Genomic DNA, 23,063 nt, shown 5'->3' on the forward strand with positions numbered 1-23,063 from the left:
TAAAAACCAAAATTTAAGGAGCAAAAAATGGCAATAATTAATGTCGATATTCAAAAATCCTACCACATTTTAAACCACGGTGCCACGACGATAGTCTCGGCTGAATTTGACGGCGTAAAAAACGCTATGGCGGTTACTTGGGCGTGTCCGCTTGATTACGACAAAGTTACGATAGTGCCACACAACGGCTCATTTACACGCACTCTTATCGAAAAAAGCGGATATTTTGCCGTGCAAATTCCGGTTTTTACGCAAAAAGATCTGCTTTTAAATTTGGGTGATGAAAACAATTCTCGCTTCGACAACCCGCATAAAATGGACGGCGTGGAGCTGTTTTATAAAGATGAATTCAAAGTCCCGCTAGTCGCAGGTTGCGCTGCATGGATTATTTGCAAGGTTATCCCGGAACCTCACAATGAGCAGACCTACGACCTTTTTATCGGACAGGTTGTGGCAGCTTATGGCGACGATAGGGTTTTTGACGGCAGCCACTGGCATTTTGATGAAGTTGGCGATGAGCTAAAAACGCTTCATTATGTAGCAGGGAAAAAATTTTATCTTGACGGCAAGGGTGTTTGAATTTAGTAAATTTAAGGAGCAAATATGTCAAAAATCTTACTAATAAACGGCAGTCCGAACAAAAACGGAAGCACAAATTTAGCTCTTAGCGAAATCGCAAAAGAGCTCGAAAATAACGGCGTTCAAAGCGAAATTTTATACCTTGGCAAAAAGGCGATAAATGATTGCATTGCCTGTTTTTCTTGCGCTAAAACTGGGCGTTGCGCCATAAAAGACGATTCCATAAATGACATAATCCAAAGGCTTGATGAATTTGACGGCATTGTAGCCGGAAGCCCTGTGTATTATGCCGGACCCACAGCTAGAATTCAGGCGTTTTTGACAAGGCTTTTTTTCGTGGGCGGAAATAAATTTAGCGGTAAAATCGGCGCAAGTGTCCTTATAGCTAGGCGTGGCGGGGCTAGTGCGAGTTTTGATAGGCTAAATAAATTTTTTACGATTGCAAATATGTTTTTGGCTGGTTCGCAGTATTGGAACGAAGCCCACGCCATGACGCCCGATGACCTTCCAAAGGACGAAGAGGGCTTGCAGACCATGCGAACACTAGCCAAAAATATCGCTTGGTTTGTCAAAAACAAAGAATTTGCCAAAAATGCTGTTGCTATGCCAGAATATGAAGAGCAAATTTTGACAAATTTCATTAGGTAAATGCGCAAAAATTTATCGTAGGCAAATTTAAAATGAACAAAGCGAAATTTAAAGATAAATTTGACTTGCTTTTTGAAATAAGGCGCGAAGAATTCAAGCTTTTGCTTTACAGTGCGTTTTTTATTTTTTCGCTTTTTTGCTCGTATGCGCTTTTGCGCCCGATTCGCGATGCACTGGGGATCCACGGCGGAAGCGACGAGTTAAAATGGCTATTTTTAGGCACTTTTGTCGCCACGCTTGTTTGTTCGTTTGTGGCTATGTGGCTAAGCGGGGCTATTAGGCGCAAACTCTACACCGACGCCATTTTTATATTTTTTGCCCTAAATTTGCTTGGCTTTTTCGTGGCTATGAGATTTATTGACGCCCAAAGCCCCGCATTTGCCACGCTTTGCAAGGTTTTTTACATTTGGGTGAGCGTTTTTAATCTCTTTGTCATAAGCTCGGCTTGGAGCGTTTTGGCTGATGTTTTTAGAAAAGAAACTAGCAAATCAATGTTTGGCATAATCAGCGCGGGAGCGAGTTTGGGCGGGATTGCAGGGGCTAGTTTGGTTAGCTTTTTGCGTGGAGTTTCGACGCAAAATTTCATATTTTTGTCGGCTTTTTTGCTACTTTTTGCCTTGATTTTGAAAAATTTAATCATAAAAGAGAGTCTAAATTTACTCCCTAATGCCGATGAAAAGGCAAATTTCACTCAAAAATTCAGCACTCCACTACCTAGCAAAAACCCGCTTGATGGCTTTAAAATCATCGCTAAATCGCCCTATTTGCTATCTTTTGTAGGCTTTGTTTTATTGCTTACAAGCGTTAGCACATTTTTATACATGGAACAAGCTAGAATCGTCCGAGCCGTCTTTGATACCCGCGAAGCCAGAGCCGCAGCCTTTGCAAACATCGATCTCATCGTGCAAAGTGCTAGTTTTTTTATACAAATTTTCCTAACGGCAAAAATCGCTAAATTTTTTGGCATAAAGTGGCTTTTGGCTCTGCTTGGATTTGTGATTGCGCTCGGATTTATTATGCTAAATTTCACGCACCCAGCATTCTGGGGCATTGCGCTTGTGATGAGCCTGCGTAGGGTCGGCGAATACGCCCTTGTAAAACCGGCTCGCGAAATGCTTTTTGTCCCGCTTGATAGCGAGAGCAAATACAAGGTCAAAAACTTCCTTGACACGGTCGTTTATCGTGGCGGAGACGCGCTCTCATCGCAAGTTGAAAGCGTAGCACTGGCTAAATTTGGCGTGAGTGGAGTTTTGATTTTGGGTGCAATAATTTCGTTTGTTTGGGGAATTTTGGGTCTAAATTTAAGTAAAAAATATGAGAAATTAAAATAAAATTTGCAGAATTAGGCAATAAAAGGAGAGATTATGAAATACACAAATTTAGGGCAAACTGATATTAAAATTTCGCAAATTTGCCTTGGTTGTATGGGTTTTGGCAGACCAAATCCAAACTTTCTTACTTGGACTGACGGGGACGAGAAAACCTGCGAAAAGGTCGTAGCAAGAGCATTGGAGCTTGGTATAAACTATTTTGATACTGCAAATGTCTATACCAACGGCGATTCTGAGATTTATCTAGGCAAGGCACTTCGAAATTTAGGCGTCAAAAGAGAAGATGTCATCATCGAAACTAAGGTATTTTTCAACGAAGGCAAACTAAGCAAAACGGCAATCATGCGTGAAATCGAAGGCTCACTAAAACGCCTAAATATGGACTATGTCGATGTGTATATGATACATCGCTTCGACTACGACCATGAAATTTATGAAACTATGAGCGCGCTTCATGAGTTAGTAAAAGCCGGAAAAGTCCGAACGCTCGGGGCTAGTGCGATGTATGGTTATCAGTTTTTTAACATGCAACTATGTGCCAAACGCGAAAATTTGACCAAATTTAGCGTTATGCAAAATCATTATAGCCTGATTTATAGGGAAGATGAGCGAGATTTGATCCCTGTGTGTAGGCAGTTTGGCACAAGTATCGCGCCGTATAGTCCGCTAGCTGGCGGTCATCTAGCTCACACTTCGTGGGACGGGTATTCAAAGCGAGTAAATAAAGACAAGGTTTTGCGCGTAAAATACGATGAATTTAAAGAAAGCGACCTTAAAATCATCGCTAGGATTGATGAAGTAGCGAAAAATCGTGGCGTAAATATGGCGCAAATCGCTTTGTCTTGGCACTTTGCTAAGGGTGTGGATAGCCCAGTTCTTGGCGCAATTAAGCCTGAGCATTTAGATGACTGGGTTAAAAGCCTTGAAATCAGCCTTGATGAGAGTGAAATCAAATACCTTGAAGAGCTGTATGTCCCGCACAAAGTGGTAGGCGCTATCAACAAAGGCGGACCGGAACGAATCGAGCGAAAATAAAATTTGCAGGATTAGGCAAGGAATTTGGAGTATTGTTCTATTAAATTCTAGTCCAAATTTGCTAAAATTTCATCAAATTTGCCGAAAGGATTTTCATGCAAAGGCGAGAATTTTTAAAAAATTCTGCGATCTTAGGTAGCGTGGCACTGCTTGGCGGTGCGTTAAATTTAAACGCGAATTCGCAAAATTTAAAAGGAGAAGCTATGAAATTTATCACTTTAAACAACGGCAACAAAATGCCTATTTTAGGATACGGCGTGTATCAAATCCCGCAAAACGACACCCAAAGGTGCGTTGAAGACGCTATTAGCGCGGGATACCGCTCTATCGACACGGCTCAGGCGTATCAAAATGAGCTTGGCGTGGGTGCGGCGGTAAATTCGGCGATAAAGGGCGGAATTAAGCGAGAAGAGTTTTTTATCACAACCAAAATTTGGGTTAGCAACGCGACAGAAAGTGGCGTTTTACGCAGTTTTGAAGCTAGTATGAAAAAGCTGGGCTTAGATTATCTTGATTTGCTTTTACTTCATCAGCCATATAATGATATTTACGGAGCGTGGCGGGCAATGAGCCGCTTAAAAAACGAAGGACGCATAAAATCAATCGGCGTTAGCAATTTTTATCCCGATCGCTTAGTGGATTTTGCTCTAAATAACGAAATCAAACCCGCCGTTAATCAAATCGAGCTAAATCCATTTCATCAGCGTAAATTTGACCGCGAAATCGCCAAAAAATACGGCATAGCTGTGCAAAGCTGGGCTAGTTTTGGCGAAGGTAGAAACGATATGTTTAACAACCCAATTCTCAAAAAAATCGGCGAAAAATACGGCAAGAGCGTCGCTCAGACGATTTTGCGCTATCTTATCCAGCTTGATGTTATCATCATACCAAAAACCACTCGCAAAGAGCGTATGGTTGAAAATTTCAGCGTTTTTGACTTTGAACTAAGCCAAACTGATATGCAAACAATCGCTGCAATGGACGAGCAAAAATCTCTTTTTAGCGAAGTTTATCACAACGACCCTGCGACAGTAGAGCGATTAAACGGCTGGAAACTGCCTGATTAATGGGCTTTGCAAGGCGAAAAATGAGTAAAAAAAGCCAAAAACATCTAACCGACATTTTTCTGGCGTTTTTGTTAATTTTGCTTATGAGTTCGCAATCCACAGAGCAAAGAGCGCACGAATTTATCGGCGTTTTTGCTCTTTTTGTGGTTTTTATCCACCAAATTTTAAACTCGTGGTGGTATAAGCTCAAAATTTTAAAAAATTCATCAAATTTGGCTCAAAATTTCATAAATTTAGCCCTTATAATTTCTTTTGCAATCTCCATAATATCAGGTCTAGCGATGAGTAAATACGCCGCGGCTATTTTTAGCGGATTTATGAAAATTTCATTTGCTAGGGTGCTTCATCTGTGCGCTACGCACTGGTTTTTTGTGTTTGCTGGGCTTCATATCGGTTTTCACGCGCTAAATTTAGCCAAAAAACTAAAACCAAGCACTTTCGCAAATGCCCTAATCGTCGGCTCGTGGCTAATTTCGCTTTATGGATTTTGGCTATTTTTAGATACTGGCATGATTGATTACATGCTTGGCAAAGTGCAATTTGCATTTTTGGATTTTAAAATTCCGCTTTACCAAAGTATGCTAAGCGGTGCCATAATGCTCTTTTCATGGGCGTTTATCGGATTTTTAGTAGCCAAATTTATCAAAAATTTAAAGGAAGCAAAATGAAAAAATTTATGCCTATTTTCGCGCTTTTGGCGATTTTTATTTTTGGCGGGGTGATTTATAATATTACTGGCTCAAAAAAGGGCAATATCATCGAAAACACCGCCACAGCGAGCGTTTCAAACGAAAATGAAAATTTAGAAAAACTAAAAGCCTTAGATGAAAAATCAAAGCAAATTTTAAGCGATACGCAGAAAAATTCCACAAATTTAGATAAAAATTTCGTTTTGATTAAAGGCGGAAATTTCATCATGGGAAGCGAGAAAAGCGAAAACTGGCGAAGCAATGATGAGATGGCGCATGAAGTGGGCGTGAGTGATTTTTATATCGGCACTCACGAAATCACGCAGGGCGAATACGAACGCATCACAGGCGAAAACCCAAGCGAAAACAAGGGTGAAAATTTGCCTGTGGAAAATGTTTCGTGGCTAGATGCGATAATGTTTGCCAACCTAAAAAGCCTTAGCGAAGGGCTAAACCCAGCCTATGAAATCACGCCAGACTCGGTCATTTGGGACAGAAGCGCAAACGGATACAGATTGCCAAGCGAAGCCGAGTGGGAATTTGCCGCGCGCGCGGGGACTTCCACACCATTTAGCTCAGCTATCCCACCAAGCGGAAATGAGGCAAATTTTTACTCAAACTACCCTTATGAAATCGAAGAAAATTATTTTGACAATAGCAAACTAAAAGCAAAACCCACAAGCCCACGCTATCGCACGATAGAAGTAGGCAGCTTCGCGCCAAACGGCTTTGGTCTTTTTGACATACACGGCAATGTAAATGAGTGGTGCTGGGATTTTTACGGCACTTACGAGAGCGGGGACGCGCTAAATCCCACAGGCGTAAGTGTCGGTACAAGGCATGTTTATAGGGGTGGTGGTTGGAACGACTTTGGCAAAAATTTACGCAGTGCTTACAGAGCGGCGGCTCAGTCAAATTATAAAAATCATAATCTTGGAATTCGCCTTGCAAGAAATGCCGAAAATTCAGCCATTTCTGGCAAAATCGAAGCCAAAAACGAAAGCTTTATTCAAAGCAAACACGAAAAAATTCTAATTGTGTTTTATTCGTGGGGCGGAAATACGCGTGGCATAGCCAGAGAAATTCGTAAAATCACTGGCGCAGACATCTTTGAAATTCGCCTAGAAACGCCGTATTCTGATGATTACAATACTTGTTTAATGCAAGCGCAGGACGATCAGCACAGGCAAAAACGCCCAAAAATAGATGCGCAAATCAAAAATTTCGAGCAGTATGATACGATACTACTAGGCTATCCAAACTGGTGGGCAAGTATCCCAATGCCCATTGCAACGCTACTTGAAAGCTATGATTTTGACGGCAAAACGATAATCCCATTTGCTTCGCATGGCGGTGGCAGAATGGGGGCTAGTGTCACGGCAATCGCCAAACTTGCGCCAAATTCGCCTATCGGTAATGCGTTATCGGTGCATTATTCAGGCGGTGCGAGTTTGAGCGATGATATAAGGGCGTGGCTAAATGCTAACGGAATTTTGCTAAAATAAAATTTGCAGGATTAGGCAATAAATTTAAGGAAAAATATGAAAAAAGTTATCATCATAAACGCAAGTCCAAGGAAAAATTTCAACACGGCTGAGGTTTTAAAATCTAGCGAAAAGGGCGCGCAAAGCGTGGGCGCAGGGACGGAATTTATAAATTTAATCGATATAGATTTTAAGGGCTGTATAAGTTGCTTTGCCTGTAAAAGAAAGGGCAAAAGTCTAGGCGGACTTTGCGCCGTAAAAGACGAAGGAAGGGCGGTTTTAGAAAAAATAATCAACGCCGATGCCCTAATAATCGGCTCTCCGATTTATGATTTTTATCCGACAGGCATGTTTAGAAACCTTTTGGAGCGTATGCTTTTTGCCGGTGGGTCATATATGCTAGATGAAAACGGACGCTATGAGCTAAATTTAAAGAAAAAAATCCCGGTTGGGTTAATCTATACGATGAACGCGACAAAAGAGCAGGTCGCGCAGTATAACATGGAAGCGATGTGGAGCGGAAACGAGCTCGGACTAAAAATGGTCTATGGGCACTGCGAAACGCTTTTGGTGTGCGATACTTACCAGTTTAAGGACTATTCGAAATACGATTGCAATATGTTTAGCGAACCGCACAAAAAAAGTGTGCGAGAAACGCAGTTTCCGCAAGATTTGCAAAATGCTTTTAAGCTTGGCAAAAGACTTACGCAAATGGAGTTGTAAATTTACACTAGAAATTAAAAAAATATATTAAATTTTTAAATTTGTAGAATTAGGCAAGAAATTTGGAGAATTGTTCTAGTTGATTTTTTTTATTTTAGATAAAATTTCCTTGTAAAAAATCTTATTTTTAATCAAGGAGAAAAGATGAAAAAGGTATTAAGTTCATTAGCACTAGGTACGATTTTAGCGACAAGTTTGGTCGCCAAAGGCGAAGTAGATATGCCAAAAAATGTAACAAGCGACTGGGACAAAGTTTTTGCCAAAAGCGAAAAAGTTGATCACAAAAAAATAGCCTTCAAAAACCGCTACGGAATTGTAATCGTTGCGGATTTATACACGCCAAAAAATATGAACGGCAAACTCCCCGCAATCGCCATTTCTGGCCCTTATGGCGCAGTCAAAGAGCAATCTAGCGGACTTCACGCACAAACCCTAGCCGAGCGAGGATTTGTAACACTAGCCTTTGATCCAAGCTTCACAGGCGAGAGCGGTGGCGATGTGCGCGACATTTCAAGCCCTGACATAAACACAGAGGATTTTAGCGCGGCCGTGGATTATCTAGGTGTGCAAGACTTCATCGATAGAGAAAAAATCGGCATTATCGGAATTTGTGGCTGGGCTGGATTTGCACTAAATGCCGCTATCAGCGACACTCGCATAAAGGCGGTTGCGACCACGACGATGTATGATATGACGCGCGTTACGGCAAAAGGATACAACGACAGTGTAGATGAAAATGCTAGGTATGAAGCCAAAAAGGCGTTAAATTTGCAACGCTGGACAGATTTCGAAAAGGGCGAGGTAGAGTATTTGCCAAGCGGAAATATCGACCCTAAAACCATTACCGAGCAAACACCAAAATTTGTCGCTGACTACGCGCTGTATTATAAAACCGAGCGCGGTTACCACGAACGCGCTATCAACTCAAAAGAGCATTTTTGGAGCAAAACAGACGCGTTAGCGCGTATGAGCGATAAAATTTTAACTTACGCAAATGAGCTTCGAGCCCCTGTTTTGGTAGCTCACGGCGAGATTGCGCATTCGCGCTATTTTAGCGAAGACGCATTTAAAGAGCTTGGAAGCAAAAACAAAGAGCTTTTTATCGTGCCGGGGGCAAGCCACACGGATTTGTATGATCTGAAAATTCCGTTTGATAAATTTGAAGAGTTTTTCAAGGCAAATTTGAAATAATTTCTCTTAAATTTGGCAAATTTAGCTCAAATTTGCCAAATTTTTGAAAGGATAAAAATGAAAGTTTTTAAACTATTTTTTATTATGATTTTAGGATTAAATTTGGCATTTGGAGGCGAGATGAGAGTAGAATTTAGCTGTGAAAATGTCCGTGCAGTGGCGATTTTAAACGATACTAACGCAGCAAAGAGTTTTTATGAAAATTTGCCATTAGAGTTAAATTTGAAAGATTACGCTGGGCGAGAAAAAATCGCGGATTTGCCCGTGCGATTGAATTTTGCTGGTGATCCCAGCTCGGACGGCAAAGTTGGCGATCTTGGCTATTTCTCGCCGTGGGGAAATTTGGTGCTGTTTTACAAATCTCAGCCTTACTATGACGGACTTATCAAACTTGGTAAATTCCAAACTGGATTTGATGAAATCATAAAATGCGAGAAAGTTTTAATCCAAAAAGCGAAATAGCAAACTCTAATTTTAAATAAAAATGTGGAAAAATTTAAAAAAAGTGGCCGGGAGATAGGGATTCGAACCCCAGGAGGCTTTCACCTCAACGGTTTTCAAGACCGCCGCTTTCGACCGCTCAGCCATCTCCCGAAAATTTAACAAAGTCTATTTTGTTTTTTCTCCGACCCACTCGGCTCCGTCATGAACCTTGTCTTTGGACCATTGATAAGCGTTGTTTGTGTCTTCTTTGACACCATGCCAAGTATTTGAGCAACCCGCAAAAAATAGTAACGATACAAAAACCATAGCTAAATAACGCATCTTAACTCCTTTATCTTGGAGGCGACACCCGGATTCGAACCGGGGGTAAAAGCTTTGCAGGCTTCTGCCTTACCACTTGGCCATGTCGCCATGCACTAAACTTAAACCTTATGGTGCCCGGAGCCGGACTTGAACCGGCACGGAAGAAAAAATTCCGAGGGATTTTAAGTCCCTTGCGTCTACCAATTCCGCCATCCGGGCAACGCTTATAAACAAAATTAAAAAACAAATGGAGCGGGAAACGAGAGTCGAACTCGCGACATCGACCATGGCAAGGTCGCGCTCTACCACTGAGCTATTCCCGCAAACATTAAAGGGAATTGAAATATTATCTAATATAAGCTTAAAAATTTATTTTATTTTGCAAAATTTGGTTAAATTTGTGAATTTTTGGCGATAAATTTGGCTAAATTCAGCTAAATTTGACAAATTTTTTGCGATACTTCGTCAAATTTCAAAATAACATAAGAAAAAAATTGTAAAATTACGGAATTATTATTTAATCGCTTTTGGGGTTATAGCTCAGCTGGGAGAGCGCTTGAATGGCATTCAAGAGGTCGGCGGTTCGATCCCGCTTAACTCCACCATTAATTTTATTAAACAACTACTCAAAATTTATCACTCAAATGTCCTATTTGGCGCATAAATTTCCATTAAAGCTAAAATTTCATTAACTTTTTATATACTTTCGCTTTGGGAACAATTAAATTTCAAATTTCAATAAAGAGGAAAATCTATGCTTACAAATCCTGTGTTGCTTAGTATCATAATTATGATGGTGCTGTGTTTGCTTCGTTGCAATGTAATGTTAGCTATTTTGATTTCGGCTATGTGTGCTGTGTTTTTAAGTAGCACTGCGATTGAAAATCCGCTTTCGCTTTTTATCGACGGTATGGGCGGAAACCTTGAAACTGCGCTTTCTTATGTGCTTTTGGGCGTTATCGCAAGTGCGATCGCAAGGACAAATTTGACGGCGATTTTGGTAAATAAAGTTTCAAGCGTAATCTCAAACAAAAAATACCTTTTCATCGCTTCGATTGCCTTTTTTTCGTGCTTTTCGCAAAATTTAGTCCCTGTTCATATCGCTTTTATTCCGATTTTGATACCACCGCTTTTAAAGGTTATGAATTTGCTAAAAATCGATAGAAGAGCCGTAGCGTGTGCGCTAACTTTTGCGTTACAAACGCCATATATGGCACTTCCGCTTGGTTTTGGTTTGATATTTTTTGGACTAATTCAAAAAAATATGACCGAAAACGGCATAGCTGTGAATTTGAGCGATATTAGCTCTGTTATGTGGCTAACGGCGATTCCTATGCTTTTTGGGCTTATTTTGGCGATTTTTGTTTATCGAAAGCCACGCGAATATCAAGAAATCGCAACGCAAGTTGATGAAAAATTTGAAAATCTTAAATTTGGTCGCCAAGAAATAGGCGTTTTGCTTGGCATTATCGTATCGTTTGCAATCCAACTAATAAGCGGTTCTATGCCGCTTGCTGCGCTTGTTGGCATTATAGTTATGATAGTAACGGGCGGAATAGTTTATAAAAATCTTGATAAAACTTTTCAAGACGGTATCGTAATGATGGGATATATCGCTTTTGTTATGTTAGTTGCGGCAGGTTATGGTGCCGTCATAAAAGCCACAGGCGGTATCGCCGAGCTAGTAAATTTTGCTGCCGGACTAAGCGGTGGCAAATTCGGCGGCGTTTTGCTTATGATTTTGATAGGTTTAGTCATCACAATGGGCATAGGAAGCAGTTTCGGAACAATTCCGATAATCGCAACGATTTATTGTCCTTTGGCATTAGAGCTTGGTTTTAGTGCGGCTGCGACGATTTTGATTATCGGCATAGCAGCAGGAATTGGCGATGCCGGAAGCCCTGCTAGTGATAGCACTCTTGGACCAACGGCGGGCCTAAACGCAGACGGACAGCACAATCATATCTATGATACTTGTGTGCCGACATTTTTGTTTTTCAATATCCCGTTAATCGTCTTTGGCGTGGTTTTTGCAATGTTTTTATAAGGAGTTAAAATGGAAGTAAAGCTTTTAAATTTTACACCACTTTGGGTTTGTTCTAATGCGATACGCACTTGTTGGCAAAGTTTCGATAAAGGCGATAATGGTGGCGAAAAGGACATAGAACTAATCGATAGAGTAGGGAATAAATTTAAACACGCTTCCACGCTTGAACATTTAAGTTACAACTTTTATCTAAAAGGCATTTCAAGGGCGTTGTTGCAAGAACTTGCCCGCCACCGCATGGCGAATTTGTCGGTTAAATCAACCCGCTACACGCTAAAAGAGCTAAAAAACGAAAGCGAATTTAAGCGGGGAGATTTTGAAAACGCTTCACGCTATATAGTACTAACAGGCAACGAAACCGTCGATAATGCCGGAATTTTAGCACTTGAAAATTTACGCCAAATTTTGCAAACGCCTATTAGCCTTGATATTGCAAAATACTGCCTGCCTGAGTGCTATAAAACGGAGCTTTCATGGAGTATAAATGCACGAAGTTTGCAAAATTTTCTCTCCCTTCGCACTAGCAAATCGGCATTGTGGGAGATAAGAAATTTGGCAAATTTGATTTATGAAGCGTTGCCTGATGAGCATAAGTTCATCTTTGAAAATTGTTTGAACAAAGAATAATTCCCCATACCAAACGGATTAATTTAAAAAATTTCACGCTTCCATCGCTCACGCACGACGAAGTGCGCTACGCTTGGAAGCGCAAAATTTTTTAAATTACTATACTCACTATGTCTTGAATATTTTTAGCAAACCAAAACAAATTTGTAGAATTAGGCAATAAATTTGGAGAATTGTTCTATCAAGTTTAGGCATAAATTTGCTAGAATTTCACAAATTTAAACGCAAGGAGAAGTTATGCAAGATTTCAAATTCTACAATCCCACTCGGATCGAATTCGGTAAAGGCAAAGAAAAAAACATAGGCTCGTATATGAGCGAGTTTGGTGCAAAAAGAGTGCTTGTGGTTTATGGAAGCGATCGCGTTAAAAAAAGTGGTCTTTTTGAAGTGGCGATAAATTCGCTAAAAGCTAATGGTATCGAATTTACCGAGCTTGGCGGTGTAAAAAGCAATCCTGTGCTAACAAAGGTGCGAGAAGGCGTAAAAATCGCAAAAGAATTTAAAGCTGACAGCGTGCTAGCAATCGGCGGCGGCTCAGTTTTAGATAGCTGTAAAGCAATCGCAGCGGGTGCGGTTTATGACGGCGATGTGTGGGATTTTTTCGTAAATAAAAGTGCCGATAAGGCTTTGATGATTTTTGATATTATCACTTTGGCAGCAACTGGTTCAGAGATGAACCGCGGTGGCGTAGTTACAAACGAAGAAACCAAAGAAAAATTTGGCTGCGATGGCGTGGCTTTGTATCCAAAAGTATCAGTCATAAACCCAGAACTTCAAAAAACAGTCAGCAAAGAATATTTAGTTTATTCAGCCAGCGACATCATCGCACACTCGATTGAAGGCTATTTTACGGCAACTGCACACCCAGAAATCATAAGAGCCTACATAGAAGCAAATATAAAAACCGTTATGAAAACGACTGAAATTTTGCTAAAAGAGCCTGAAAACTACGAAGCTAGGGGCGATTTTGCATGGGCTGCGACAATGGCGCTTAATGGACTAACCTATGTCGGCATTAGCGTATATTCTTATCCAAATCACATGATAGAACACGCCATGAGCGCAGTTACAGACTGCCCACACGGAGCGGGTCTAAGCGTAGTAATGCCAGCGTGGATGAAATTTTATAAAGAGCGAAATTTAGAAGCCTTTGAGCGATTTGCAAAAGAAATTTTTGGGCTAAATTCTGCTGATGACGGCATAAACGCACTCAAAGCGTGGTTTGAAAAAATCGGCACCCCGACAAAACTTTCACAAGTCGGTATCGATAATTCAAATTTAGATGAAATCATAAATTTAGCAAATTCTTACACGAATTCGTGGGGCGGAAGCGAGATTTACACAAAAGAAAATTTAGCCAAAATTTTTGAAATGGCGAAGTAAGTGCAATTTATAAAATTATCTGAATTTAAAATTAAATAATCAGAAATTTCTTTTAAGGGGGAAGTGGGCTGACTTGCGAAGCGCCCCCTTCCCCCTTAACAACCCCCAACCCCTGCACGCTCAATGTGGCAAATTTTTAGAAAAAAGAGAAAACTTTTTTCTAAAAATTTGCGAATTTTAAATTAAAATTTTGCTAAAATTCAAAGAAATTTGCAAAGCAAAACTGCGGAAAGGTTTTTTATGGAAATCATTGAAAATAGGAAACTTGCCGTCTTAATCGACGGCGACAACGCAAGTGCGGAAAAAGTTGAAGAGCTTTTTGAAGAAATCGCCAAATTTGGCACCGCAAATGTCAAGCGAATTTACGGCGACTGGACGAGCGACGGCTTAAAATCATGGAAAGAAAAACTGCTCGATTTTGCGATTGTGCCGATTCAACAATTCGCCTACACAAAGGGCAAAAACGCCACCGATATGCAACTTATCATTGACGCTATCGACCTGCTCCACGAGACTTCGCTTGATGGATTTTGTATCATTAGTAGCGACAGCGACTTTACGCCGTTAGTATCTAGGTTGCGTCAAAGCGGAAAAATGGTTTATGGTTTTGGCAAAAAACAGACCCCAAAAGCCCTAATCAAGGCGTGTAATCAATTTATCTATGTCGAAAATTTAGGCGAAGATGATAACGCAGCGGCAAATTCACAAACACAAAAAAACTTGCCTACTACCCAACAAGTCCTTGACGGAGGTATCAAAACTCTGCTTTTTAGCGCAATCAAAGCCAAAAGCGATGAAATGGGCTGGGCGTATGTTAGCGGAATTAGCAATTATATAAACGGCATAAACCCCGATTTTGACCCGCGAAGCTATGGATATGCAAAAATTTCAAATATGTTAAAAAATCTTGGAAATTTGCAGTTTAAGGTCGATGAACAAAGTCGTATGTATTGTCGTAAAATCCCGCTTGGTAAGCTATATGCACTTTTGCGCGAGTTGCCAAGCGATTTTAAGGACCAAAACGGCTGGATAAAAATCGATGATAAACTCGATAAAGTCGTCAAAGAAAAATGGGACTACACAGAATACGGTTTAACGCTTCACAAGGCACTTCAAAAGCTTTATAACGCCGAAATGAAAGACGACAAAATCAAGCTAAATTTGAACTGAATTTACAAGGCGAATTAGTCGCCTTGTAAATTTTTTAAACTGCTTTTTCGATATTTCAGCGACGCAAAAAGCGACAGGGCGATTAAAATAAAACTTATCGTGCCGGTTAGTATTTCGCTCACTTCGTAGAAAATTTTCAAAAACATTATCACGGCAAGGGCTAAAATAGCGTAGTGTGCGCCGTGTTCAAGGTAGATTAGCTCGGCAAGTGTGCCTTTTTTAACGAGATAAATCGTCATACTTCGCACAAACATCGCTCCTGAACCAAGTCCAATCATAATGATAAAAATGTTTTCGCTTAACGCAAACGCCCCGATAACGCCGTCAAAACTAAAACTGGCATCCAACATTTCAAGGTATAAAAAGCCCGCAACGCCGTTTTTAACGGCACCTTTGCTAAAAAATTTATCAAAAGATGAAACTGCCACAAAGGCAAAAATCGCACTAAAATAAATCGCCAAATATGTCAAATTTGCCGTTTTTGCATATAAAATTCCGCCAAAAATAGCGGCGATTAAAACTGAAATTCCGCGAATTCGGCTTAAATTTCGCACAATGGCATTATTTTCTAAAAAGCTCAGCCAAAAGACATTTCGCTCTCTGTCAAAAAAGAAATTGAAAAAAACCATTAGCAAAAATCCGCCGCCAAAAATGTAAATTTCTTCCTTTGCTTCGCTTAAAATTTCGTGGTAGCGATCTGGATCATTTAAAGCTAGAAAAAATGTTTCAAAAATGCCTATTTTAGCGGCGATTGCGACTATTAAAAGCGGAAAGAAAAACCGCATACCAAAAACCGCCACAGGTATGCCCCACACGATGAAACGGCGTTGCCAAAGCTCACTCATTTGCCCTAAAACTTTGGCATTTACAACGGCATTATCAAAACTAAGGCTAACTTCTAAAATACAGAGCAAAAAACAGATATAAACGGCGCTAAAACCGCCTAAAAAATAGGCTAAAACAAGTCCAAAAGCCGTGATGATAAATGATGAATAAAAGTATTTCAAAACCTACTCCAAATTTTTTCCAAAGCGGATTTTAGCAAATTTTAGCTTTAATAAAGAAATTTTGCGTAGAATTTGGCGAATTTGGATTTGGAGTAGGGCGTGTTTTTTAGGGACGACGAAGTAGGCAAAAACGGCGTTATTTGCGGGATTGACGAAGCAGGAAGGGGCTGTGTAGCAGGTCCCTTGTGCGTGGCAGGGTGCATTTTAAAAAAGCAAATCGCTGGGCTAGATGATAGCAAAAAACTTAGCGAAAAACGCAGAAACGAGCTTTTTACCGAAATCACGGCAAATTCTCATTATAAAATCGTGGAATTTTCAAATTCGCAAGTCGATGAAATGGGGCTTAGTAAATGCCTGAAAATGGCACTTGAAAGCATAGTTGAATTTTTTAAAGATTTTGATTGCGAGATTATTTATGACGGAAATACGACTTTTGGAGCGTGTGGCTTTAAAACGCTTGTAAAGGCTGACGCCACTATCCCAGCCGTGAGTGCAGCCAGTATCCTAGCCAAAGTCTCACGCGATAAAAAAATGCTTGAATTTGATAAAAAATTCCCCGAATACGGCTTTAAAAAAAATAAGGGTTATGGCTCGAAAATGCATATCGAAGCGATTGAGAAATTTGGTCTAACGCCATGCCACAGAAAAAGCTTTAAAATCAAATCTTTGTCGCAAAAATCGTTGTTTTAGGCTTTTAATTCCCCAGACTTGAACGGATTAAGCTATTAAAATTTGCCTATTTCATCGCTCACTACCGACATAGGTAGCTTCGCTCGAAATAGGCAAATTTTAATAGTTACTACGCCTACTCTGTCTTGAATATTTTTAGCGAATTTAAACAAATTTGAAAATTTACTAAATTTAGTTATAAAACGCTAAAATTAGCCAAATTTTATTTTAGGACAGATATGAAAAAAATATTCTTACTCGTTTTATTGTCTGTTTTGGCGTTTTGCAAAGAATTTTACACAGACACCAAAGAAGTAAGGGGTCCAAACGATTTGCTTGTGCTTGTGAATAAATTTAACTATCTCCCAAAAGATTATAAGCCTAGTGATTTGGTATATATAGACGGAGCGTATGGAAACAAAGTGCCTATAAGAAGTATTTTAAAAGATGATTTTTTAGCCCTGCAAACGGCGGCAAAAAACGAAATCGGGATAAAACTAATGCCTACAACCGCATTTAGGGATCAAAATTTTCAAAAAACGCTTTACGATAAATATGTCAAAAAAGACGGCGTTAAAGCAGCCGATACTTATTCAGCAAGACCTGGATATTCCGAGCATCAAACGGGCTTAGCGATTGATCTGAAAAATATGGCACTTAAAAATGCAAGGCTAAGCGATGAAAACTATAAATGGCTAGGAGAAAACGCCCATAAATACGGCTTTATCGTGCGTTTTCCAAAAGGCAAAGAGCAAATCACGGGCTATAAATTTGAAAACTGGCACATTAGATATGTCGGCAAAAAGGCGGCGAAAGAGATAGCGGATAATAATTTAACGCTAGAAGAGTATGTTGGTATTGCTGTAAATCAAAATAAATAGTTTTAAATTCTCGAAACAATTCAGCCTTCTCGTTACGAACAAACCGAAGTCGAAAATTCTAAAACTATATGAATTTACAAATTTTTCTCAACTTTTTATAACTTTCAGTAAAACAAAAAAAGTAGTATAATTATCGACAAATTTTTATTCAAGGACAACTATGAAAAAGATATTATTTTCTGGGATTATATGTGCTATGGCATTTGGTTTTAATAAAAATGATGAAAATTTTTGTGCTGAATTTTTTATTGGTCAAAATGGATTATATATAATGGAAAGCGAAAATATTAAAAGCGAAGTTTGTCAAAGTGTAATGAAAACGCAAATTATAGAAATTTTTGGCAAAAATATAGGTAATGAAAGCCAGGATGGCGTTTCTATTTTTAAGATTTATGGCAAAAAAGACAATAAAAACACGATGGCATGGATAAAAAGAGGTGATTATATTTTAGATATTGAAAAAGGAGCCCAAATAAAAGGACAAAGCGTAAAAGATTTAAAAAAGCGAGATATAAAGCAGTTTGAAAAAATAAAAGGCGCTTTTGCAAAATTAGAAAAAGAATTAACAATTTCAGAATTTGACAAAACCACGCAAGAAGTTATCATGGCATCGGCAGATAGAACTGACGCCCATATATCGAGAGCTAGGGCATCATTATATACAGTTATGCAAGATTTTGAATCGTATTACACTGGGTTTGGAAAATTTATCGACCCTTTGAAAATGACCCATGTGAAGCAGCCAATAAGCATAGAAAATGAAGTTTGCGTAACTTATAATCTAAAAAGCGAAAACGAAGTTGAAATCATAACTAATAAAAGTGGAATATGCGAAGAAGTTTTTGATAATTTTGATGATTTTAAAACAAGAAAAATTGGAGATATGGCTACAATCGTCGTAAAATAATCAAAGTCCAAGTGCGAACTGCGGAAACGGCACGACTTCGCACTTAATCCCTTCGATTTCAAGTAAGCCTGAATTTGCCATTGAAATCACGCTTAAACGGGTGATTTTAAGCCGTTTTAGTTCACCTATGAGTTTTTTAAATTTTAAAAACACAATCTCACTTGCGCTAAACGGGATTGCTAAGAGCCCTAAATTCCTGCTTGGCAGATAAAAATCCAAATCTTTCGTGTAAAAAATCGGCTCATTTAAATTTGCGATTTCGCAAAAAATCGCATTTATAAATTTTTTGGAAAAATCTTTTTTAAAGCTAAGCGCGTCTTTTAGGTTAAAATTCGACAAAAACAGCCTTTTTGCCGCCTTTTCATCGCCAAATTTGCTTACAAAATTTACAAAATTTTCATCTTCAAATTTCGCCACGCACCCGTAAATGCTGTCCTTTGAAATGCGAATTTGCTCTTTTAGGCTAAGATAAATTTTATTTGCACTAAATGGCTGAGCGATAAATTCGCAGCACTCTTTTAAAACGGCGATTTCATTTTTATTTAGTGCCGATTTTAAGGCATTTTGCTCAGATGATATGATTTCGCTACCGAGCAAAAATGAGTTTTTTGGTGTCCCGCCTTGCAAAAAAAATGCCGAAATAATGGCGTTTATGTCGGTTCTTCGTTTATCAAAGGCGATAAATTCTTCAAAGCAAAGCGGCGTTATTCTCACCTTTTCAAAACCTTGCAAATTTAGGCTATTTTTTCGCGTAGAAATTACTACGCTTCGCAAATTTACGGTATTTTGCGACAAATTTGACAGCGAATTTGATGGCGAATTTGAAAAAGCCAAATTTAGTAAATTTTGCAAATGTAAAATTTCATTTTCGCTAAATTCGTCTAAATTATCCAAAAAAAGTGCCCCAATTTGCAAATTTTTTTCTAAAAATTCAAAAATTTTATCAAATTCAGTGTTTAAGCGCGTAAATTTGTAACGCAAATCGGCAAAATTTATATACAAAAATTCATCTTTTTTGAAATTCAAAATATACTCAGCCAAAATATAGCTTTTTCCGCTTCCCACACAACCAAAAAGTATCGTTTTTGGCGAATTTACCCCTTTTTTGCGTGGTATAAATTTTTGCACTTCCGGCGGATTTTCGTAAAAAAATTTTAAATTTTGCATAAAAAATTATATTATTTTCCTTTTTAAAAGGAAATAAATTTTGTTATATAATAATAAATGTATATTTTTTAAGAAAACAAAAAAAAAAAAAACGATAGAATTGCGAATTCCAAAATATTTTTAGGAGATTTTTTATGAAAAAATTACTATTCGGAGTTGTTTTGAGTCTATTTTATGCACAGTTTCTAGGAGCGCAGCCTTTAAGGTTGGCAACAGATATGTCGTATCCGCCGTTTCAGTTTCTTGAAAAAGGCGAATTAAAAGGAGTTGAAACTGAAATTTTAGCTGAAATTTCAAAAAGAACAGGGTTGGAATTTAAGCCCGAAAAGACACCTTTTGATAAGATTTTTTCCGTCGTAGAATACGGAAATGCTGATATTGCCATGTCTGCAATCGACATAACACCAGAAAGACTAGTTGATTTTGATTTTTCAGAGAGTTACTATACTACGACGAATATTTTTGTGGCACTAGAAGGAAAATTTAATTCAATAGAGAATTTAAAAAACGCCAAAATAGGCGTTATCTCTCCTGAAAGCACACAAGAAGAGCTTGCTAAAAGGCTAGGAAATGAAGTCATAGTATGCAATAGTCTTATGAACGGAGTATTATATTTAAATAACGGCAAAATAGATGCTTTGATTATAGAATCTGTTGCTACGCCGATAGTCGTGCATAATAGATACGAATTTTTGAGCGAAAAAGAAAAACAAGGGCTTGATATGTTAAAATCGTTTGGAACGCTCAAAAAAGCAGAAGTTTTCCATATAGATTTTGAAGGAAGTGCCGAGCAAGGTATGATGGTTAAAAAAGGTACATTTGGCGAAGAGCTTGAAAAGATAAATAAAGCTATCAAAGATATGAAAGATGACGGCACGATAGAAACTATAATAAAAAAATACGGACTTCAATAAATTTTTTAAATTCTTACCAAATAGTAAATTCTTTCCTTGAAAAAAGGAAAGAATTTTATAAATTTAATACAAATTCTTGACAAATTTGGGCTATATTTTATATAATCGCAGTCTTTTGTTACAAACAAAAGGTCGCGCGTTTGCGACAAGTTCTTTTTAAAGGAAAAAAGATGCAAAAAATCAGGTTAAAGCTAAAAGCTTATGACCATAGGGTTTTAGATCGCACAGTTGCAGCAATCGTAGAAGCTGTCAAAAGAACGGGTGCCGATGTGAGAGGTCCGGTTCCGATGCCTACAAAAATCAAACGCTACACAGTCTTAAAATCTCCACACATTAACAAAGATTCGAGAGAGCAGTTTGAGATGAAAATTCACGCTCGTATGCTAGATATCGTAGCAGCTACGCCTGATACGGTAGATTCGCTAACAAAACTTGACTTAGCTCCTGAGGTTAATGTCGAAGTGCGCGCGATGGGAAAATAAGGGGTAAGTGATGGAATATATCGTAGAAAAAATAGGTATGAGTAGAACTATCAGCAGAAGCAGCACGCCCGTAACGCTTTTGAAACTTATCAACACAAAAGTTTGCGAAGTTTGTGAAGGCGGAAAAGCAATCGTTGCTTACGCTAACGGCAAAGCTTATAACAAAGCAATCGCCGGTCAGCAAAAAAAATACAACCTAAGCAAAGAATTTAACAAATTTGCTACTATCTGTGTAGAAAATGCAGAAGTCGGCGATCAAAATTTGGAAGTTTTAGCGGGTGCAAAAATTATAAAAACAAGCTTTACTTCAAAAGGTAAAGGTTATCAAGGTGTTATGAAACGACACGGATTTTCAGGTGGTCCTAAATCACACGGTAGCCGTTTTCACAGAAGACACGGATCTATCGGTAACTGCGAATGGCCGGGACGCGTTCAACCGGGCATGAAAATGGCAGGACATACGGGAAATGAAAAAATCACCGTAAAAAATGAAATCGTTAGCTTCGATGCCGAAAATAAAATCTTAGTCGTAAAAGGTTCAGTTCCGGGATTTAACGGCGCAATGGGTAGAATAAGGATAGTAAAATGAGCAAAGTAAGTGTTCTTAATGAAAAATTAGAAAAAGCAAGTGAAATTGAACTTCCTGCAAAATATGCAGAAGTCAATCCGCACAATTTATACCTTTATGTCAAATCTTACCTTGCTTCACTTCGTGCAAATACGGCACAAACCAAAGGTCGTTCAGAAGTCAGCGGAGGCGGCAAAAAACCTTGGAGACAAAAAGGTAGAGGCGGCGCAAGAGCAGGTTCAACAAGAACAAATGTTTGGGTTGGCGGAGCTGTTGCATTTGGTCCTACGACAGATAGAAACTATGAGCAAAAAGTCAATAAAAAACAAAAAAGATTGGCTCTTGAATTTGCACTTAACGAAAAAGCCGAAAACGGCAAATTTTTCGTTACAGATAGCCTAGAAATTTCAAGCGGAAAAACAAAAGACGCTAGTGAATTTATCAAAAAACTAGGCGTAAGAGATGCTTTAATAGTTAAAAATGAACTTGATAGCAAAACTTTACTAGCATATAGAAATTTAGCAAACTGCTATGTTATCGACGCTAGTGAAATCAATGCTTATTTGGTTGCGGTTTATAGTGCGGTTATCGTTGAAAAAGCGGCACTAGATTCAATAGTGAAAGAGGGCTAAAATGGCAGATATAACAGATATTAAAACAATTCTTTACACAGAAAAATCACTTGGTCTTCAAGAACAAGGTGTTGTTGTTATTCAAACAAGCCCTAGTATGACAAAAAACGGTTTAAAAGCTGTGTTAAAAGACTATTTTGGAATCACTCCGTTAAGAGTAAATTCTCTTAGAATGGACGGAAAAGTTAAAAGATTTAGAGGAAGAATCGGCGTAAGAAATGATTTTAAGAAATTCTATGTCAAGCTTCCTGAGGGTGCGACCCTAGAAAGTGCGGAGGCATAAGATGGCGATAAAATCATATAAACCATATACTCCTAGTAGAAGATTTATGACAGGCATTAGCAGTGAAGATATTACTGCAAAAGCTAGTGTTAGAAGTCTGCTTGTGAAAATTCCTGCCTCGTCAGGTAGAAACAACCACGGCAGAATCACAAGTCGTCATAAAGAAGCAGGTGCTAAAAAACTTTACAGAATTATCGATTTTAAAAGAACAAAATTTGGTGTTCCTGGTAAAGTAGAAGCTATCGAATACGATCCAAATAGAAATTGTAGAATCGCTTTGATTTCTTACGCAGATGGCGAAAAAAGATATATCATCAAACCAAGCGAACTAAAAGTTGGCGATGTTATCGCTTCTGCCGAAGCAGGTTTAGATATAAAACCGGGCAATGCAATGAAAATGAAAAGCATTCCTGTGGGAACGATTTTGCACAATATCGAGTTGAAGCCTGGCAAAGGCGCTCAAATGGCTAGATCAGCAGGCGGTTATGCTCAACTTATGGGTAAAGAAGAAAAATATGTAATTTTAAGACTTCCAAGCGGTGAGATGAGAAGAGTTTTGGCTGAGTGTATGGCTACTATCGGCGTTGTCGGCAATGAAGATTGGGCAAATGTTACACTTGGTAAAGCAGGACGAAATCGCCACAGAGGAATTCGCCCTCAAACAAGAGGTTCTGCTATGAACCCGGTTGATCACCCACACGGTGGTGGTGAAGGCAAGAAAAATTCAGGTCGTCACCCAGTTACTCCATGGGGCAAACCAACAAAAGGTGCGAAAACTCGTCGTAAAAAAGCAAGTGATAAACTTATAATTTCTAGAAGGAAAGGAAAATAA

General features: G+C 38.8%; 26 protein-coding genes and 5 tRNA genes. 24 read left to right on the forward strand and 7 right to left on the reverse strand.

Features of this window, described 5'->3' with window-relative positions:
- Positions 1–27: 27 nt before the first annotated feature.
- The 10 genes from PF028_RS06105 (at position 28) to PF028_RS06150 (ending at position 9,209) form a co-directional block, all read left to right on the forward strand.
- Complete coding sequence (locus tag PF028_RS06105; protein WP_270861096.1) at positions 28–579, forward strand: flavin reductase family protein; 552 nt, start codon at positions 28–30, stop codon at positions 577–579.
- Between the two features lie 24 nt (positions 580–603).
- Positions 604–1,227: a flavodoxin family protein gene (locus PF028_RS06110; RefSeq protein ID WP_270858527.1), complete on the forward strand. Its 624-nt coding sequence runs from the start codon at positions 604–606 to the stop codon at positions 1,225–1,227.
- 32 nt (positions 1,228–1,259) lie between these two features.
- Entirely contained in the window at positions 1,260–2,558 is a 1,299-nt protein-coding gene (locus PF028_RS06115; protein WP_270861097.1) for an NTP/NDP exchange transporter, read from the forward strand.
- 33 nt (positions 2,559–2,591) lie between these two features.
- Positions 2,592–3,593, forward strand: coding sequence for an aldo/keto reductase (locus tag PF028_RS06120; protein ID WP_270861098.1), 1,002 nt, complete (start codon positions 2,592–2,594; stop codon positions 3,591–3,593).
- 95 nt (positions 3,594–3,688) lie between these two features.
- Positions 3,689–4,660, forward strand: a complete 972-nt coding sequence (locus PF028_RS06125; protein ID WP_333720458.1) for an aldo/keto reductase — start codon at positions 3,689–3,691, stop codon at positions 4,658–4,660.
- A gap of 20 nt (positions 4,661–4,680) precedes the next feature.
- Complete coding sequence (locus PF028_RS06130; protein ID WP_270861099.1) at positions 4,681–5,328, forward strand: DUF4405 domain-containing protein; 648 nt, start codon at positions 4,681–4,683, stop codon at positions 5,326–5,328.
- A complete protein-coding gene (locus tag PF028_RS06135; RefSeq protein WP_270861100.1) occupies positions 5,325–6,854 on the forward strand; it encodes a flavodoxin in 1,530 nt (509 codons plus the stop codon). Before PF028_RS06130 ends, PF028_RS06135 begins: the two co-directional genes overlap by 4 nt.
- A 36-nt stretch (positions 6,855–6,890) precedes the next feature.
- Positions 6,891–7,556 (forward strand): flavodoxin family protein, encoded by a 666-nt coding sequence (locus PF028_RS06140; RefSeq protein ID WP_270861101.1) that lies wholly within the window; start codon positions 6,891–6,893, stop codon positions 7,554–7,556.
- Between the two features lie 219 nt (positions 7,557–7,775).
- Positions 7,776–8,747: an alpha/beta hydrolase gene (locus PF028_RS06145; RefSeq protein ID WP_270861139.1), complete on the forward strand. Its 972-nt coding sequence runs from the start codon at positions 7,776–7,778 to the stop codon at positions 8,745–8,747.
- 57 nt (positions 8,748–8,804) lie between these two features.
- Positions 8,805–9,209: a cyclophilin-like fold protein gene (locus PF028_RS06150; RefSeq protein WP_270861102.1), complete on the forward strand. Its 405-nt coding sequence runs from the start codon at positions 8,805–8,807 to the stop codon at positions 9,207–9,209.
- Between the two features lie 44 nt (positions 9,210–9,253).
- On the opposite strand, the gene PF028_RS06155 is transcribed toward PF028_RS06150, so the two are convergent.
- The 5 genes from PF028_RS06155 to PF028_RS06175 all read right to left on the reverse strand — a co-directional run bounded on the left by PF028_RS06155 (position 9,254) and on the right by PF028_RS06175 (position 9,817).
- Positions 9,254–9,341: transfer RNA gene (locus tag PF028_RS06155), tRNA-Ser, on the reverse strand.
- 15 nt (positions 9,342–9,356) lie between these two features.
- On the reverse strand, positions 9,357–9,512 hold the full coding sequence (locus tag PF028_RS06160) for a hypothetical protein (protein WP_270861103.1): 156 nt from the start codon (positions 9,510–9,512) through the stop codon (positions 9,357–9,359).
- 16 nt (positions 9,513–9,528) lie between these two features.
- Positions 9,529–9,602, reverse strand: a tRNA-Cys gene (locus PF028_RS06165).
- Between the two features lie 21 nt (positions 9,603–9,623).
- Positions 9,624–9,713, reverse strand: a tRNA-Leu gene (locus PF028_RS06170).
- Positions 9,714–9,742: 29 nt separating this feature from the next.
- A tRNA-Gly gene (locus PF028_RS06175) sits at positions 9,743–9,817 on the reverse strand.
- Positions 9,818–10,023: 206 nt separating this feature from the next.
- Between PF028_RS06175 and PF028_RS06180 the strand changes: the two genes are divergently transcribed.
- From PF028_RS06180 to PF028_RS06200, 5 genes are all read left to right on the forward strand, one after another.
- Positions 10,024–10,099: transfer RNA gene (locus PF028_RS06180), tRNA-Ala, on the forward strand.
- A gap of 149 nt (positions 10,100–10,248) precedes the next feature.
- Positions 10,249–11,541 carry a Na+/H+ antiporter family protein gene (locus PF028_RS06185; protein ID WP_270861104.1) on the forward strand — a complete coding sequence of 431 codons (1,293 nt, stop codon included), beginning with the start codon at positions 10,249–10,251 and terminating at the stop codon, positions 11,539–11,541.
- Positions 11,542–11,550: 9 nt separating this feature from the next.
- Positions 11,551–12,168 carry an FAD-dependent thymidylate synthase gene (gene thyX, locus PF028_RS06190; protein ID WP_270861105.1) on the forward strand — a complete coding sequence of 206 codons (618 nt, stop codon included), beginning with the start codon at positions 11,551–11,553 and terminating at the stop codon, positions 12,166–12,168.
- 237 nt (positions 12,169–12,405) lie between these two features.
- Entirely contained in the window at positions 12,406–13,551 is a 1,146-nt protein-coding gene (locus PF028_RS06195; RefSeq protein WP_270861106.1) for an iron-containing alcohol dehydrogenase, read from the forward strand.
- A 240-nt stretch (positions 13,552–13,791) separates the two neighbouring features.
- Positions 13,792–14,721, forward strand: coding sequence for an NYN domain-containing protein (locus PF028_RS06200; protein WP_270861107.1), 930 nt, complete (start codon positions 13,792–13,794; stop codon positions 14,719–14,721).
- A gap of 14 nt (positions 14,722–14,735) precedes the next feature.
- Here PF028_RS06200 and PF028_RS06205 read toward each other — a convergent pair whose 3' ends face one another.
- Positions 14,736–15,728, reverse strand: coding sequence for a DUF475 domain-containing protein (locus PF028_RS06205; protein WP_270861108.1), 993 nt, complete (start codon positions 15,726–15,728; stop codon positions 14,736–14,738).
- A gap of 99 nt (positions 15,729–15,827) precedes the next feature.
- Between PF028_RS06205 and PF028_RS06210 the strand changes: the two genes are divergently transcribed.
- The 3 genes from PF028_RS06210 to PF028_RS06220 all read left to right on the forward strand — a co-directional run bounded on the left by PF028_RS06210 (position 15,828) and on the right by PF028_RS06220 (position 18,185).
- On the forward strand, positions 15,828–16,418 hold the full coding sequence (locus PF028_RS06210) for a ribonuclease HII (RefSeq protein WP_270861109.1): 591 nt from the start codon (positions 15,828–15,830) through the stop codon (positions 16,416–16,418).
- 218 nt (positions 16,419–16,636) lie between these two features.
- Positions 16,637–17,278, forward strand: coding sequence for a M15 family metallopeptidase (locus PF028_RS06215; protein WP_270861110.1), 642 nt, complete (start codon positions 16,637–16,639; stop codon positions 17,276–17,278).
- A gap of 160 nt (positions 17,279–17,438) precedes the next feature.
- The gene (locus PF028_RS06220) at positions 17,439–18,185 is read left to right on the forward strand and encodes a hypothetical protein (RefSeq protein WP_270861111.1); all 747 of its coding nucleotides are present in this window, start codon (positions 17,439–17,441) and stop codon (positions 18,183–18,185) included.
- On the opposite strand, the gene PF028_RS06225 is transcribed toward PF028_RS06220, so the two are convergent.
- Entirely contained in the window at positions 18,186–19,352 is a 1,167-nt protein-coding gene (locus tag PF028_RS06225; protein WP_270861112.1) for an AAA family ATPase, read from the reverse strand.
- 134 nt (positions 19,353–19,486) lie between these two features.
- Here PF028_RS06225 and PF028_RS06230 point away from each other — a divergent pair, with 134 nt between their 5' ends.
- The 6 genes from PF028_RS06230 (at position 19,487) to rplB (ending at position 23,063) form a co-directional block, all read left to right on the forward strand.
- Positions 19,487–20,266, forward strand: coding sequence for a substrate-binding periplasmic protein (locus tag PF028_RS06230; RefSeq protein ID WP_270861113.1), 780 nt, complete (start codon positions 19,487–19,489; stop codon positions 20,264–20,266).
- A gap of 170 nt (positions 20,267–20,436) precedes the next feature.
- On the forward strand, positions 20,437–20,748 hold the full coding sequence (gene rpsJ, locus PF028_RS06235; RefSeq protein ID WP_270861114.1) for a 30S ribosomal protein S10: 312 nt from the start codon (positions 20,437–20,439) through the stop codon (positions 20,746–20,748).
- Positions 20,749–20,758: 10 nt separating this feature from the next.
- Positions 20,759–21,337 (forward strand): 50S ribosomal protein L3, encoded by a 579-nt coding sequence (rplC, locus tag PF028_RS06240; RefSeq protein WP_270861115.1) that lies wholly within the window; start codon positions 20,759–20,761, stop codon positions 21,335–21,337.
- Positions 21,334–21,948: a 50S ribosomal protein L4 gene (rplD, locus tag PF028_RS06245; RefSeq protein ID WP_270861116.1), complete on the forward strand. Its 615-nt coding sequence runs from the start codon at positions 21,334–21,336 to the stop codon at positions 21,946–21,948. The genes rplC and rplD overlap by 4 nt, the downstream gene beginning before the upstream one ends.
- 1 nt (position 21,949) lies before the next feature.
- Complete coding sequence (locus tag PF028_RS06250) at positions 21,950–22,231, forward strand: 50S ribosomal protein L23 (protein WP_270861117.1); 282 nt, start codon at positions 21,950–21,952, stop codon at positions 22,229–22,231.
- 1 nt (position 22,232) lies between these two features.
- Positions 22,233–23,063, forward strand: coding sequence for a 50S ribosomal protein L2 (gene rplB / locus PF028_RS06255; protein WP_270861118.1), 831 nt, complete (start codon positions 22,233–22,235; stop codon positions 23,061–23,063).

This window comes from Campylobacter sp. CN_NE2 (assembly GCF_027797465.1).
Classification (GTDB): domain Bacteria; phylum Campylobacterota; class Campylobacteria; order Campylobacterales; family Campylobacteraceae; genus Campylobacter_B.